Origin of the sequence: Oceanisphaera ostreae (genome assembly GCF_042676125.1) — a bacterium.
In the GTDB taxonomy this organism is placed as follows: Bacteria; Pseudomonadota; Gammaproteobacteria; order Enterobacterales; family Aeromonadaceae; genus Oceanimonas; species Oceanimonas ostreae.
Genome location: NZ_JBHTJS010000003.1, coordinates 18,871 through 33,876 on the forward strand (window position 1 = coordinate 18,871; position 15,006 = coordinate 33,876).

General features: G+C 49.8%; 11 protein-coding genes. All 11 read right to left on the bottom strand.

Going from position 1 to position 15,006, the window contains the following annotated elements:
• Nucleotides 1–11: 11 nt before the first annotated feature.
• The 11 genes from ACFQ1C_RS01455 to cheY all read right to left on the bottom strand — a co-directional run bounded on the left by ACFQ1C_RS01455 (nucleotide 12) and on the right by cheY (nucleotide 14,428).
• Nucleotides 12–5,591 carry a retention module-containing protein gene (locus ACFQ1C_RS01455; protein WP_379556755.1) on the bottom strand — a complete coding sequence of 1,860 codons (5,580 nt, stop codon included), beginning with the start codon at nucleotides 5,589–5,591 and terminating at the stop codon, nucleotides 12–14.
• A 250-nt stretch (nucleotides 5,592–5,841) separates the two neighbouring features.
• Complete coding sequence (locus tag ACFQ1C_RS01460) at nucleotides 5,842–6,243, bottom strand: DUF2802 domain-containing protein (protein WP_379556756.1); 402 nt, start codon at nucleotides 6,241–6,243, stop codon at nucleotides 5,842–5,844.
• Nucleotides 6,243–6,731, bottom strand: a complete 489-nt coding sequence (locus tag ACFQ1C_RS01465) for a chemotaxis protein CheW (RefSeq protein ID WP_379556757.1) — start codon at nucleotides 6,729–6,731, stop codon at nucleotides 6,243–6,245. The genes ACFQ1C_RS01460 and ACFQ1C_RS01465 overlap by 1 nt, the downstream gene beginning before the upstream one ends.
• A gap of 19 nt (nucleotides 6,732–6,750) precedes the next feature.
• Nucleotides 6,751–7,608 carry a chemotaxis protein CheW gene (locus tag ACFQ1C_RS01470; protein WP_379556758.1) on the bottom strand — a complete coding sequence of 286 codons (858 nt, stop codon included), beginning with the start codon at nucleotides 7,606–7,608 and terminating at the stop codon, nucleotides 6,751–6,753.
• The gene (locus ACFQ1C_RS01475; RefSeq protein WP_379556759.1) at nucleotides 7,605–8,390 is read right to left on the bottom strand and encodes a ParA family protein; all 786 of its coding nucleotides are present in this window, start codon (nucleotides 8,388–8,390) and stop codon (nucleotides 7,605–7,607) included. The genes ACFQ1C_RS01470 and ACFQ1C_RS01475 overlap by 4 nt, the downstream gene beginning before the upstream one ends.
• Before the next feature lie 3 nt (nucleotides 8,391–8,393).
• Entirely contained in the window at nucleotides 8,394–9,248 is an 855-nt protein-coding gene (locus tag ACFQ1C_RS01480) for an OmpA family protein (RefSeq protein WP_379556760.1), read from the bottom strand.
• Entirely contained in the window at nucleotides 9,245–9,988 is a 744-nt protein-coding gene (locus ACFQ1C_RS01485; protein ID WP_379556761.1) for a flagellar motor protein, read from the bottom strand. Before ACFQ1C_RS01485 ends, ACFQ1C_RS01480 begins: the two co-directional genes overlap by 4 nt.
• Nucleotide 9,989: 1 nt before the next feature.
• Nucleotides 9,990–11,189, bottom strand: coding sequence for a protein-glutamate methylesterase/protein-glutamine glutaminase (locus ACFQ1C_RS01490; RefSeq protein ID WP_379556762.1), 1,200 nt, complete (start codon nucleotides 11,187–11,189; stop codon nucleotides 9,990–9,992).
• A 26-nt stretch (nucleotides 11,190–11,215) separates the two neighbouring features.
• On the bottom strand, nucleotides 11,216–13,285 hold the full coding sequence (locus ACFQ1C_RS01495) for a chemotaxis protein CheA (RefSeq protein ID WP_379556763.1): 2,070 nt from the start codon (nucleotides 13,283–13,285) through the stop codon (nucleotides 11,216–11,218).
• Between the two features lie 9 nt (nucleotides 13,286–13,294).
• On the bottom strand, nucleotides 13,295–14,044 hold the full coding sequence (locus tag ACFQ1C_RS01500) for a protein phosphatase CheZ (RefSeq protein ID WP_379556764.1): 750 nt from the start codon (nucleotides 14,042–14,044) through the stop codon (nucleotides 13,295–13,297).
• Nucleotides 14,045–14,056: 12 nt separating this feature from the next.
• Nucleotides 14,057–14,428, bottom strand: coding sequence for a chemotaxis response regulator CheY (gene cheY / locus ACFQ1C_RS01505; RefSeq protein WP_449290056.1), 372 nt, complete (start codon nucleotides 14,426–14,428; stop codon nucleotides 14,057–14,059).
• Nucleotides 14,429–15,006: the final 578 nt, after the last annotated feature.

Below are 15,006 nucleotides of genomic sequence, written 5' to 3' on the forward strand. Positions count from 1 at the left end.
GTTAGTTAGTATTACTGATCGACTATTAATGTCTGAGCAGCAAACATGGCATTAATTAAGTCATTACTATCTGTTACGCTGTAAGCATTAAGCAAGTCGGTGTTTTCAAATCGAATCTCTTGTAAATCTCCCCCTACACCGCTTGGTGAAACAGTCAGCAAGGTGTCGTCACCATCCAGAGTGAAGTTTAAATAATCAGACAAGTCGCCACCTTCCTCTCCGCTTAGCAATGCACTTAAATCCAAAATATTTTGACCATCCAAGAAGTCAGTAATAACGTTGATTGAGTCTGCATCTACCTCAGTAAATTGAAAGGTGTCAATACCGCCACCACCACTTAATATATTATTACCCATACCACCATTAATTAAGTCGTCCCCTTCCTGACCATAAATGGTATCGTTACCAGAACCACCAAACAACGCGTCGTTACCTTCGCCGCCCTCTATTAAATCATTACCCTCTTGACCAAAAATAATATCGTCGCCAGCTCCGCCTCGCAATATGTCATGACCACCATCTCTACCACTTTCTTTCGCTAATTCATTATGGTTGGCGGGGTCATTAATGTAGTTTAGTGTGTCGCTGCGGGTCCAGTTTTGGTAGCCGTTTTGCCCTTGATTATTCTCAAGCTGCTGAAACACCAGCCAGCCATCTCCGGGCTCTGTGCTTAACCCTGCAGCAACAGCTAAAGCGTCAGTAAACAATACATCACCAAAGATAAGGTCGTCACCATCCCCACCAATAATGGTATCGTCGCCTGCAGCAATCAAGCCAAACGATCCGCCTAAATCTCCTACTACATTATTCAACTCTTCTGCACTATTAACATTCACCGCCTGTCCATTTTCACCCTCTATTTGGTCTAATATGGCTAAGGCACTAATGGCCGTAATTGAATGTAGCCGAATATAACCGTTAGATGTAGCGCCCACCGCTTTAAATTCCACATAATCGATAATTTTACCGATTGGCGCCGCTATGCTAACGTCTGACTGAGAACCGCTAACAGAGAGGAAGTCGCTAACAGTGCCATCGGTATAAAACACCTGATAACTAAGACTGGTATCGGAATTGAAATTTGAAAATTCAAACTTCGCTTCGTTGGCCAAAGGTCCATTAAACCCTTGGGCACTATATATGCCGTTACCGTCGTAATCGGTGCCGCCGCTAAAGTCAAAGCGCAGCATTTCACCATCACTTAAGCCTTTTGCTATCGGCCCACTGCTACCACTTTTATTTGCAGTGGCGCCAATATAATCACTAGCAACACCTGCATTAAGACCTTTATAAGTAGTATTAATAAGCTCGCCATCCGATGACCAAGCGGACACCAGTGCAAGATCAACGTTATTAGTATCTTGTATAAAATAGCCTCGGTCATTATCGCTGCCACTGTTTACATCTGTTGACTTCAACTTAGCGCCGTTCATCTCGGTCGAACTGCTATTTAAACCAATACCAATAGCTTCTATATTCCAACCCGTATTAAGTATTTGTTGTATTTCATTGCTACCATCGCTACCCAGCACTTCACCAAGCGCTTGAGTGGTACTGCTATAGCCAAGAAAACCACCCACAGCTCCGCCACCATCTATATTCCAAGCATTAGGTTCACCGTCAGAAATAAACAGCACCTGATTTAAGTTTGCATTGTCATGCGGTGCATCATTATCGGTTGAATTAATCCAATCAGTTGCGGTTTGTAATCCCGCCTCATAGTTGGTACCACCGCCAGCGCTCATGTCGTTGATGGCCTTTTGCGCAGCCAAGAGACCGTTAGTATTTTTAACGCCATCGACTACCAAATCAAACACACCTAAGCTACTGGCTGTTTTAGAAAAATCGACCAAATTGATGCGTACATTTTCAGCGCCTGATTCATAAAGAGAGTCTAATAACGACAAGGTGGCAAGTTTTAGCGCATCCATACGACTAATCGTCGCGCCATTAAACTGAATTTTTTCTGACATACTCCCAGAGCTATCTAATACCAGAATCAAGTTAGCCGTCTCACCTACTTGTAGCTTACTAGACCCTGTATCTCCCACTAAAATATCGTTACCCTTGCCACCGTGAATTTCGCCACTGTTCGGGCCACCGCTGGATGGCACAGTATGGGGAGTTTGCTGATCAGCAATATCATCGGCGTTAGAGCCAACAACAAGTACTGATTCTGCGGGCTCAGGACCCGTGTTGCCAGGTACTAAAATCGTTAACGTGGTTGAACTCAAATCGCCATCGCCATCTTTAATGGTGTAGGTAAACACATCGGTTGCCCCAGCCGGGGGCGTACCGTTGGCATCACTGGTGTAGCTATAACTGCCGTCGGCATTCAGCAGTAAGCTGCCGTAGGTGCCACTCAGCGGCGTGCCTAGCTCGCCGCTCGTATTACCAACACTCACGCCCACTACCCCACCGTCGGCCGCGGCGCCGTCGGCACCAAATACATCATTGAGCAGCACGTTACCGCTGGCACGGCCACCTTCATCTACCTCATTCGTATCGGCAACGGCCCGCGGCACATCATCTTCGATGTTAATGCTGATGGTGCCCTGCTGGGTATTCCCATTGGCGTCTTGAACCGTGTAATTAAAGCTCTCTTTACCGACCTCCAGGTTGTTACCGTCATTGGCACCGCTGGACGTGACTGGGGACGTTAAGGTGTAGGTATAACTGCCGTTCGCATTCAGTACAATTTGCCCATAACTACCTTGGCCGCTGCCCGTTAGGCTGTACGATAACGCGCCAACGCCGCCGGTCGTCTGCAGCTGCCCTTGAGCCGTTTCACCGGTCTCGGTCGGCGTACTGCCCACCACCGTGCCCGCCGCTAAGTCATCACCGTCTTGGTCAAGATCGAGCGCTTTTTCATACACCGTCAGCACCGGCGTCGTCTCAATGAGCAACCCACTGTCGGACAGCGTGATGGTCAAGGTATTGGAGCTCAGATCGCCATCGCCATCTTTAATGGTGTAGGTAAACACCTCGGTTGCCCCAGCCGGAGGCGTACCGTTGGCATCACTGGTGTAGCTATAACTGCCGTCGGCATTCAGCAGTAAGCTGCCGTAGGTGCCACTCAGCGGCGTGCCTAGCTCGCCGCTCGTATTACCGACACTCACGCCCACTACCCCACCGTCGGCCGCGGCGCCGTCGGCACCAAATACATCATTGAGCAGTACGTTACCGCTGGCACGGCCACCTTCATCTACCTCATTCGTATCGGCAACGGCCCGCGGCACATCATCCTCGATGTTAATGCTGATGGTGCCCTGCTGGGTATTCCCATTGGCGTCTTGAACCGTGTAATTAAAGCTCTCTTTACCGACCTCCAGGTTGTTACCGTCATTGGCACCGCTGGACGTGACTGGGGACGTTAAGGTGTAGGTATAACTGCCGTTCGCATTCAGTATAATTTGCCCATAACTACCTTGGCCGCTGCCCGTTAGGCTGTACGATAACGCGCCAACGCCGCCGGTCGTCTGCAGCTGCCCTTGAGCCGTTTCACCGGTCTCGGTCGGCGCACTGCCCACCACCGTGCCCGCCGCTAAGTCAGCACCGTCTTGGTCAAGATCGAGCGCTTTTTCATACACCGTCAGCACCGGCGTCGTCTCAATGAGCAACCCACTGTCGGACAGCGTGATGGTCAAGGTATTGGAGCTCAAATCACCATCGCCATCTTTAATGGTGTAGGTAAACACCTCGGTTGCCCCAGCCGGAGGCGTACCGTTGGCCGCACTGGTGTAGCTATAACTGCCGTCGGCATTCAGCAGTAAGCTGCCGTAGGTGCCACTCAGCGGCGTGCCTAGCTCGCCGCTCGTATTACCAACACTCACGGCCACTACCCCACCGTCGGCCGCGGCGCCGTCGGCACCAAATACATCATTGAGCAGTACGTTACCGCTGGCACGGCCACCTTCATCTACCTCATTCGTATCGGCAACGGCCCGCGGCACATCATCTTCGATGTTAATGCTGATGGTGCCCTGCTGGGTATTCCCATTGGCGTCTTGAACCGTGTAATTAAAGCTCTCTTTACCGACCTCCAGGTTGTTACCGTCATTGGCACCGCTGGACGTGACCGGGGACGTTAAGGTGTAGGTATAACTGCCGTTCGCATTCAGTACAATTTGCCCATAACTACCTTGGCCGCTGCCCGTTAGGCTGTACGATAACGCGCCTACGCCGCCGGTCGTCTGCAGCTGCCCTTGAGCCGTTTCACCAGTCTCGGTCGGCGCACTGCCCACCACCGTGCCCGCCGCTAAGTCTGCACCGTCTTGGTCAAGATCGAGCGCTTTTTCATACACCGTCAGCACCGGCGTCGTCTCAATGAGCAACCCACTGTCGGACAGCGTGATGGTCAAGGTATTGGAGCTCAAATCACCATCGCCATCTTTAATGGTGTAGGTAAACACCTCGGTTGCCCCAGCCGGAGGCGTACCGTTGGCCGCACTGGTGTAGCTATAACTGCCGTCGGCATTCAGCAGTAAGCTGCCGTAGGTGCCATTCAGCGGCGTGCCTAGCTCGCCGCTCGTATTACCAACACTCACGGCCACTACCCCACCGCCAGCCGCAGCGCCGTCGGCACCAAATACATCATTGAGCAGCACATTACCGTCAACGCTACCGCCTTCGTTCACGCTATTAGTATCAACCTTAGCCACAGGGCCATCGTCCAAGATACCCACGGTGAGCGTTGCACTCGCCAAGTCACCATCATCATCGGTGACGCGCACGGCAAAGCTATCTGGCAAGGTATCTTCGGCTCCAATTTGGCCCTTATTAGGATGAACAATGGCCCCATTGAGCACATATTCCCACTGATATTCCCCATCCACCACCGCGACAGTCACGGTGCCATAGACACCATTAACTTGGCCGCCTTGGGTAACATCTACCCAACTGCCATCGGCTTGCTGAATTTCTAGCTTGTCTAACTCGTCATTGCCGGTATCAATATTAAACTGGCCGGTAACACGTTCATTATGACTACTGGCATTGCTGCCATCTGGTAACGCACTTTCTGCCACATAGGCAATGTTATTACCCGCCAGAGGGAAGTTATTAGTGGGCGTTAAAGGAGGATCGATGTCTATGGTTAATATGGGAATAGAATTAGCACTGTCTATAGCGGTATCACCATCGACAGGCAACAACGGATCTAGCTCTTCAAGAACAAAAGGCCCAAGACCATCGGCAAACGCAGTATCAAAACCGGCAGCGGCCAGTGTGGCATCACCAACACGATCTACCACCACAAAACCGGCATTACCGCTACTGCCAGTAAAAGCACCTTCTGGCGTCGGATTACCAGCGGCTGGTGCTTCAAATAGTTCACTGGGATCAAGGCCTGCTAGAATTGCTGCTTGAATCTCTTCGATATCGGCCGACACCACGTCGTTATTAACAGGCACCGCAGCTAATGACGCCTCTGTATAAACAATCTGAGTATTACTGTCGGTCAGCAATACCGTGCCAGGCATCAGTATTTGCCCAATGGTAACGGGGACTGCTGTTCCATCTTGACCAAGAGTAAAGGCGCGGCCTTGCAAGTGAGCAACCTGCAAGGCGGTATCGATTCGAGTGGTTTCCATGAGATCATCCCTTTTGCCTCTAATTACTTATAAGGCTAGGTGTAAATACCATTTAGATCCTGCTCATAATTTAGGCGACAAGAGGTTAAATAACCACCCATTCATTCTAAAAAATAGAATGGTTGGGATAATGCTATTGGCAGACTGACAAATCGCTGGGGCGCAATAAAGGAAGGGTGGGTGAGAAGTTAAGGGAAAACCTGGTTTTTAACTGACAGCTGAAAGCTTATCACTGACAGCTGTATTAAACCTATTTGCGGTGCAAAGAGATCAGCAACTCGGCTTCGGCTCTGGGCATTTCGCACTCAGACATGATCTCATCAATGTCGGCACCCAATTGCACCATGCGCATAGCACGGCTATAAAGCTTGCCTTGGGGATCTTTTAACGCCAACTCTTGATGTTGCTCGGTCAGCCTATCGTGTTGGCGATAAAGCTCACCCACCTTGTTACCCATGCCAATGTTAGCCGCCTGCAACTCGTTTATTTGCTTGCGATAGCTATCTCGGGTACGGGTGAGCTCTCTCATTAGCCGGCTCATCGCCTCCAGCTTACGCTGACTTTGACGCCATAAAGACCAAGCCACAAATAATGCGACCAAACCCAATAACAGCGCCACCGAGGCTAAAATAAAAGCAGGCTCAAACCACATTACAATTGACCCAACTCATCCCACTCATCATCCGATAATAGCTTATCAAGATCGACCAAGATCAGCAGTTGATCATCTCGGTTGCAGACGCCCTGAATAAACTTAGCGCTCTCGCTAGTACCCACGTTAGGTGCCATTTCAATTTCAGACGACTTTAAGTACACCACCTCGGCAACGCTATCGACCATAATACCGATAACCTGTTTTTCTGCCTCGATGATCACAATACGCGTGCTGTCGGTGACTTCCGTGGTTTCTAAGCCAAAGCGTAACCGTGTGTCGAGCACGGTCACCACGTTGCCACGCAAATTAACGATACCCAGCACATAATCTGGCGCTCCCGGTACTGGTGCAATATCGCTATAGCGCAACACTTCCTGTACCTGCATCACATTAATGCCGTAAGTTTCATTATCTAAGCAGAAGGTGACCCACTGCAGTACCTCACCCTCGGCAAGATTTTCAGCTACATTTCGATGACTGTTCATAGATTACCCTTATACCTGCTCAGACTTGCTGTCCGTCTATATTCTTACCTTGCTCCAGCAGTCCTATCAAGGCATCTACATGAAGTAAGGCGCACATTTTTTCTTTTACCATGCCCGCAAGCCAAGGCCGAGCGCCCGGCGTAACGCGCCATTTTACCTGTTCCCGCGTTAGCAGGGCCGTGCCTTTTAACTGATGACAACCCAAGCCCCAATTACTTCCGCCTAGCGTCACCAGATATTGATATTGTTCTTCTGCCAGATGGCCAGGCATCGCCCAGCGCGCCGTATCCACCACATATAACTGGCGCTCACGCTCAGTAAGCATACCGGCAAACCAAGCAGGCTTGCCAAAAAGACTGGTTAATTTCGACATTTGATAAATGCCACCCAAATGGGTTAATGGCACCGCAAACGTCATGCCTGCCACTTCAAAATATAACACCTGAAAACTATTTTCAGTGTTCATATTGCGCCATTCAGCGGCTTGGGCCGCACCGTCGATGGCAGGAGACACTTCAATTTGAGTAATTATTTCAGGCTCAGGTTCAACCTTCACCGGCTGCGATACCGGTGTTAACGGCGCCACCACGACAGGCATAGGCTCAACTGCTGGCATCGTCTCAATCACTGGCTCTGGTTCAGCGAATGGAGCCGTGGGGGGCATGTCTTCTTCTTTAAGCTCAGCCACCCGCGCCAACAAGGTTTCTAATGCCAAGCGACGTTCTTGCTCATTGGGCTCAGCAAAGGGCATAGGCACTATGTGTGTCGGCTCAGCCACCGCTTGAGTTTGCGCTTTAGCGACCGCTTGAGGGGCGGGCCCCTCTTCTAACAAGGCACCAAAATAATCATCTAGCGCGTCACTGTGTTGCTGATTCATAATGCCGCCTCCACACCATCAAGCTGCCATAAGTACCGTAGCAAGGCTTGGTAAGCAAATACCCCTCGGCTGCCTTTGGCAAAGTAAGAGGGTGGCTCATGGCGCAAACTGGCATCACGAAACTTAGTATCTACCGGAATCACCGACGGCCATAAGTTGCCTTTATATTCTTGCTCTAGGCTGTTTAGACTATGTAGCGATGCACGAGTGCGCTGATCAAACATGGTCGGGACTACCGTATACTTAAAGCCATCTTTTTTGGCTCGGTGCATTAACTTAAAGGTACTGACCATCCGCTCTAGCCCTTTTATAGCCAAAAACTCAGTTTGCACCGGCACCACAATGCGATCGCATGCCGCTAACGCATTCACCATCATCACACCCAGTACTGGCGGGCAGTCGATTATCACCACATCAAAATCATTCTGTATCTCGGCCAATAATCGCTTTAATACCAGCCCCATGCCCTCCCGGCTACTAGAAGTACGCTCTAATGTGGCTAACGAGATGGATGCTGGTAGCAAGGTAATGCCACTAAAGCGGGTCTTTAAAGACACCTTTTCAAATAAGGCTCGAGTCGGCAGCGGCGCCTGAAATAAATCGAATAAGTTATGGGGTAAGCTGTCCATATCGTAATCGAAATAGGAAGTAAGCGAGCCATGAGGATCGGTATCAATAAGCAACACCCGCTTATTGCGCTGCGACAATAGGCCGGCCAACGCCACCACTGTGGTGGTTTTACCCACCCCACCCTTTTGATTTGCTACCGTCCAGACTATCAATGCTTAATCCTGTGTTGTGCCGATACGAATGCCGCCACTGGGCAGCTCATACACACGTAAATCCGGGCTTTTTTCTGTGGCCAAAGGCCGAGATGGCAGTGCCAAAGGCGCCTGCCACTGCTGTTTCGATATTGCAATTTCCACCCGTCGGCTATCTGCTCTGCCAGGTTCACCCCGCTGCGAATGCAAAGGCCGAGCATCGCCATAAGCTTCTAAAGCCAGGCGCGGCGCACTAATACCTTTATTCAGCAACCATTCCAGTACACCCCGAGCCCGTTCGGCAGACAACTGCCAATTAGAGGCATACAGCTCGTTACTTACCGGCAAAGTGTCTGCATAACCGCGCACCCGAATAAAATGGTTACCGCTGGTTAATGCCGGCATCAAGCGGCTTAACACCGGCTTAGCATTGCCACCTAACAAGGCGCTGCCACTGGCAAATAATAACGCGCCATCAAAACTCAGGGTTAGCCAATCCCCCTCTTGCTCTAACGCCACCTTCTGTTGTCGTAACAGCGACGGTAGCGCCAATTCTAACTGTGCCCGAATAGCCGCTAAACTGAGGTCTGCTTCGCTTAGCGGTGTGCCAGTGCCTGTTACTTCTTGGTCATCCGCCTTCGCCACCATAGAGCCTGTGGCCTTGGCCGGTTGCGCCTCACCACTCAAACGCACTAATGCCTGTTCCATACCGTCCATTAACGGCTGTTGCAGCTCAGTTTTGCTGGCATGCATCGAGTACAACACCACAAACAGAGCAAACACCAGCGTCATATAATCAGCATAAGACACCAGCCAGCGTTCAGTCCCCGAGGTGCCACTCGCACCGTGAGAGTGAGTCGCTAGCGAACGGCGTTTCATTGACGCTGCCCCTGATATTGGGCCAATTGTCGACTCACCGACAAACTACTGTCGCCACGGGCAATAGCCAACAGCCCAATGGCGGTGAGCTCTCGATAACGCAGCTCAAGGCGATACATCGCCCTAAGTCGGTTTGCTAAGGGTAATAACAATAGGTTAGCGAGCCCAACTCCATATAGCGTCGCCACAAAGGCCACCGCAATCCCCGTCCCTAATTGGGCTGGATCGTCCAAGTTAGACATGGCTTGAATAAGCCCCAACACCGCACCAATAATACCAATGGTAGGGCTGTAGCCGCCCATCGCCTCATACACCTGAGCTTCTAGCTCTTTTTGTTCTTCAAACCGATTAAGCTCGTTATCCAGTAATTGCTCTAGCGCCAAGACGTCGGTACCGTCTACCAACCATTGCAAACCCAATCGAGTAAAACCGTCTAACGATGAATGCTCTACTTTAGACTCCAGTACTAAAAAACCTTCTTGGCGCGCCTGATGCGACCAATGCAACAAACGAGAAGCTTGCTCTTTAAAAGGCCATTGCTGTCGGCCAAATAAGGTCGTCAACGCTTTTAGTGCCGCTTTGCACTGTAACCAAGGCGTTTGCAGTAACACCGCGCCTAAGGTACCGCCTAATACAATCAAGAGTGCGGGCCCATCTAGCAAGCCCCATAAACTGCCGCCGTGCCACCATTGTGCTAACACAATGCACGTTAACGCGAGTATTAGCCCACTTAACGCCATGTTAGCTACTCATCTCATTGACAATCGCATCGCCAATAATCGACAAAGGTAACGACTCGCTAGCGATGCCCGCTTTAGCTACGGCCTGAGGCATGCCATAGACCACACAGCTTTCTTCGTCTTGAGCCCAAATGCTGGCCCCCTGATCTTTTAATAAGCGTGCCCCTTCTCGCCCATCGGCTCCCATGCCGGTGAGCACCACTGCCAGAACTTTACCGCCATAGATCTTGGCCGCCGAGGCAAAGGTAATATCAACACAGGGTTTATAATTCACTCTGTCGTTACCATCCATAATGCGCAGTCTCGTGGCACCGGCGCGCCCTTCAAAGAGCATTTGCTTGCCACCCGGCGCCAAATAAGCGTGACCTGGACGCACCTGATCACCGTCTTGTGCTTCTTTCACTGTGATCTTACACAAACTGTTAAGCCGAGCCGCAAAGGCGGGAGTAAACGTGCCCGGCATATGCTGAATAAGCACAATAGGATGAGGGAAATTAGCCGGTAACTTAGTTAACACATCCTGCAACGCCACCGGCCCACCGGTCGAGGTACCAATAGCCAACAGCTGATAACTCTTGCCGGAGCGTCTGGGCAAACCACGGCGTTCAGGTGTGGCAATAGGAGCTGCTGTGTGAGCGCCGATAGTGGATGCTGCAGTCGATGTGGCAGCAACTGACATCGCTCCCAAACGAGGTCGCGGCGGTGTACTGCTAGACAACCCACTGCGCACTGTCGCGCGATTAGCCGCCGGAATACTCGTCGTGGGAGTGCTCACCGCAGGAATGCTTGGCGCCATAAAACGACGACGGCGAGCAATCACTTTCACGCGTTGCTGCAGCTGTAAAATAGCTTCTTCTCTGCTACGCGCAATGTCTTCAAACTTCTTCGGTAAAAAGTCCACCGCGCCTGCGTCTAGCGCATCTAACGTAGCCTGAGCACCATCATGAGTAAGCGAAGAAAACATCAACACCGGGGTAGGCGTCGCTTTCATAATCGCGCGCACCGCAGAAATACCATCCATCACGGGCATTTCAATATCCATGGTGATCACGTCGGGACGCAATAGCCGCGTTTTTTCAATAGCATCTTGGCCATTAACTGCCGTATCAACCACAGTGAGCATGGGATCTTGATTAAGGATCTCACTCACTCGACGCCTGAAAAAACTTGAATCATCAACAACTAACACCCGAATCGACATTAATATCCTCGCGCTTTTGGTTATTTTTAGGCGTAACGTCGCGCATAAGCGTTAATTAAGCCTGCAAGATCCAAGATTAAGGCAATGCCTCCATCACTGGTAATCGTCGCTCCCGCCATACCCGGCGTACCATGCAAAAGTTGGTCCAGCGGTTTAATCACCACTTCTTCTTGGCCAATTAATCCATCAACCACAAAGCCAACTTGTTGATTACCAACGGCAACAATCACCACATGCCCATGTTGCTTGCGGGCACGTTGTTCGCCTTTAAGTAACCAATCTTGTAGATAAAATAATGGGATTACATGATTGCGCACCACGACCGTTAGCTGCCCATCCACCTTACTGGTACGCGTTAGATCTAGGTGGAATATTTCATCAACGTTAGTCAGTGGTAAAGCAAAGGTTTGCTTGCCAACCAGCACCATCAAGGTCGGCAAAATCGCCAACGTTAACGGCACTTTAATTCTCAGCTTCGTGCCTTTACCTTTTTCTGAGTCAATATGAATGGAGCCGTTAACCGAGGTAATACCGGTTTTAACCACGTCCATCCCGACACCCCGGCCCGACACATCGGTAATTTCTACCTTGGTTGAAAAACCAGGTGCAAAAATCAGGTTATAGGCTTCGCTATCGGTCATTCGCGCGGCACCATCGGCATCCAAAATACCGCGTTTTATAGCGATACTTTTTAACTTCTCAGGATCCATACCCGCGCCGTCATCTTCAATCCCCAGCAGAATATGGTCGCCTTCTTGAGAGGCGGTCAGCCTTATGGTGCCCACTCTGGGTTTACCTGCCGCTTCCCGTTCTGCTGGCATTTCTATACCGTGGTCGCATGAATTACGCACCAAGTGAACTAACGGATCCGCCAGTGCCTCAACCAGGTTTTTATCCAAATCCGTGTCTTCGCCAACCATTTCCAAGTTAATTTCTTTTTTCATAGTACGGGCAATATCACGCACTACTCGAGGAAAACGGCCAAACACTTTTTTGATCGGCTGCATGCGCGTTTTCATCACAGCACCTTGCAAATCGCCGGTTACGGCGTCTAGATTGGCAACAGTTTTTGAAATCTCTTCATTTTCATGATTGGCATCAAGGCTTATCAGACGATTACGCACCAGTACCAACTCGCCCACCATATTCATGATTTTATCGAGTATTTTGGTATCTACCCGCACCGTAGTATCCGGTGGGGCACTGTGTGCCGCCGCTTTGGTTGTTTTTTTTTCCGCCAATGGCTTACTGACAGCAATCGCGGGTATTGGGGCCGGTTCAAGCTCTACTGGGCTGGCAACTGCTGGCGGTTCGCTTCCAGTGTCGGTCGGCCCTTTGCCTGAGCCATGCAGCTGATCAAGCAAGCTTTCAAATTCAAGATCGTCAATAAAATCTTGATCCACCGATGAGACCACTGGCTCACTATCAACTTCTGGTGCACCGCTGTGCTTACCCGCACCGTGCAGTTGATCTAGCAATGCTTCAAACTCATCGTCGGTAATATCATCACTACCATTATCACTAGCAACAGAAACGGCGGCAGCAGAGGTGGCATCTTCACTAGCAGGAGTACCGTTCGCACCAGCGTTAGTGTCTAGCCCTAGCTCGTTCAGCATCTGCTGATATTGCTCTTCGCCCAGCCCCGCAATACCCGCTTCTACTGGCGCAGGAGCGACATCAACATCGGCCAGCTTTTCACCAGCCGCTTCTGGACGACAGTAACGCTCCAGTTCATCTAGTAATTCGGGTTCGGCAGGCGTCGGTTCTTCGCGATTTTTAATTTCCACGAACATTACGTTAACCGTATCTAGCGCCCGCAAAATCACATCCATTAATTCAGACGTTACTTGGCGCTGGCCGTTGCGCAAGATATCAAACACATTCTCGGCTTTGTGGCAGGTATCAACCAGTGCTGTTAGCGACAAAAAACCGGCTCCACCTTTAATGGTGTGAAAGCCACGAAAAATCGCATTCAGCAACTCTTTGTCATCTGGCTCGCGCTCTAGCGTGACCAACTGCTCCGACAATTGCTCTAGGATCTCCGATGCTTCAACCAGAAAATCCTGTAGAATATCCTCGTCTACCTCAAAGCCCATGTTCTCTCCTTAGAATCCCAGACTAGACAGCAGATCATCTACACCGTCCTGATCTGAAACCACATCTTGACGATGTTCTTTATGCATAATTGGGCCTTCGGCGGTAATATCCGTGGCCGGGGCGACTTTTGGCTCAGGCTGGGCATCGTCCATATCTGGCAATCGGCCAAATACAGATAAAATAGCGACTAATTTAGCCTCTACCTCTTGCACCAGATTAATAACCCGACGGATCATCTGGCCGGTTAAATCCTGATAATCTTGTGCCATCAATATTTCGGTTAGCAGCGCTCTTAATTGATTGGCGTCCTGCTCTGAGCTCAGAAAGAAACCATCTAGCTGAAAACATAACTCTTTAAACTTACCCAACCCAAGCTGACAGCTCATCAACTCACGCCACTCCGGCATTACCTGCTGAATATTATCATTCAAGCGATCGACGATCGGTAAGCTCGCTTCTACCGCATCCATGGTGCGATTAGCCGCTTTATCCGTCATGTCGATAACATAACTTAAGCGCTCACGGGCATCAGGAATTTCACTTTCTGTTAGCTCAGGTAAACGAGGGTCGTTACGAAACTCTTGCAAAGAGTCATGTAATTGACGAGTAAGTTGCCCAACCTGCTCAACCAAGTCTTTCGCTTGGGGCATACATACGTCGGTAAGATAACGGTCCGCCCCATCCTGATCGCCACGCTCTAGCATCGCGACCAGTATGCGGGCCTGATCTAGGCTGATCGTTCCTTTCTGAAATGCCATGACGGTACCTTCTTATCCGATTCTCTCGAAAACCTTTTCGAGTTTTTCTTTCAAAGTACCAGCGGTAAAAGGCTTAACTACATAACCGTTTACACCAGCCTGAGCCGCCGCGATAATCTGCTCGCGCTTAGCTTCAGCCGTTACCATTAATACCGGTAAGTGCTTAAGCTTGTCGTCGGCACGAATGGCCTTTAGCAGATCGATGCCCTGCATACCGGGCATATTCCAATCGGTTACTACGAAGTCAAAACTACCGTTCTTCAACATTGGTAACGCAGTAAGACCATCGTCAGCTTCCTGAGTATTATTAAACCCAAGATCTCTTAATAAATTTTTAATAATTCTGCGCATCGTGGAGAAGTCATCCACAATCAGAATTTTCATATTCTTGTCCAAGCAATTTCTCCTCTCAGCCACATTGATAGCTGTTGAACATGACAAGTATTTTAACTATATCGACCCACAACACATTAACTTAAATCGCATATTGGGTGATTAGCACAATTAAATAGACCAACAGCCTTAGACTGGTTACTTAACAAACAAAAAACGCTCAAAATAACCTCTAAGCCCTGTGAAGGGTGATGAGTAAAGAGGACGACATAACGTCAAACCACTAAAATCTAAAGCTATTTTTGCCACGACTCTTTGCTACGAGAGCACGGAACAATAGAGATCAAATCTGAAAAGACCTTTTATTGCTAAAATATTAACCAAAGCAGCAAAAAACGGTCGAATACTCTTTATTAAAATAAGTCGCCCCTACAAAGATCCGGTTCTTACCAATAGGATCCCTTGGTACTCTTCGCTCTTATCTCATCTTAATTTTTCCGTGTTCTTCCGTGTTCTTCCGTGTATTCCGTGGCAGAAAAGTTTTTAGGATCTAGGTTATCTTGTCCACCCTTTACGCTTCACCCTTCACATTTTTATTACTGACAGCTGCCAGCTTACGGCTTATCGCT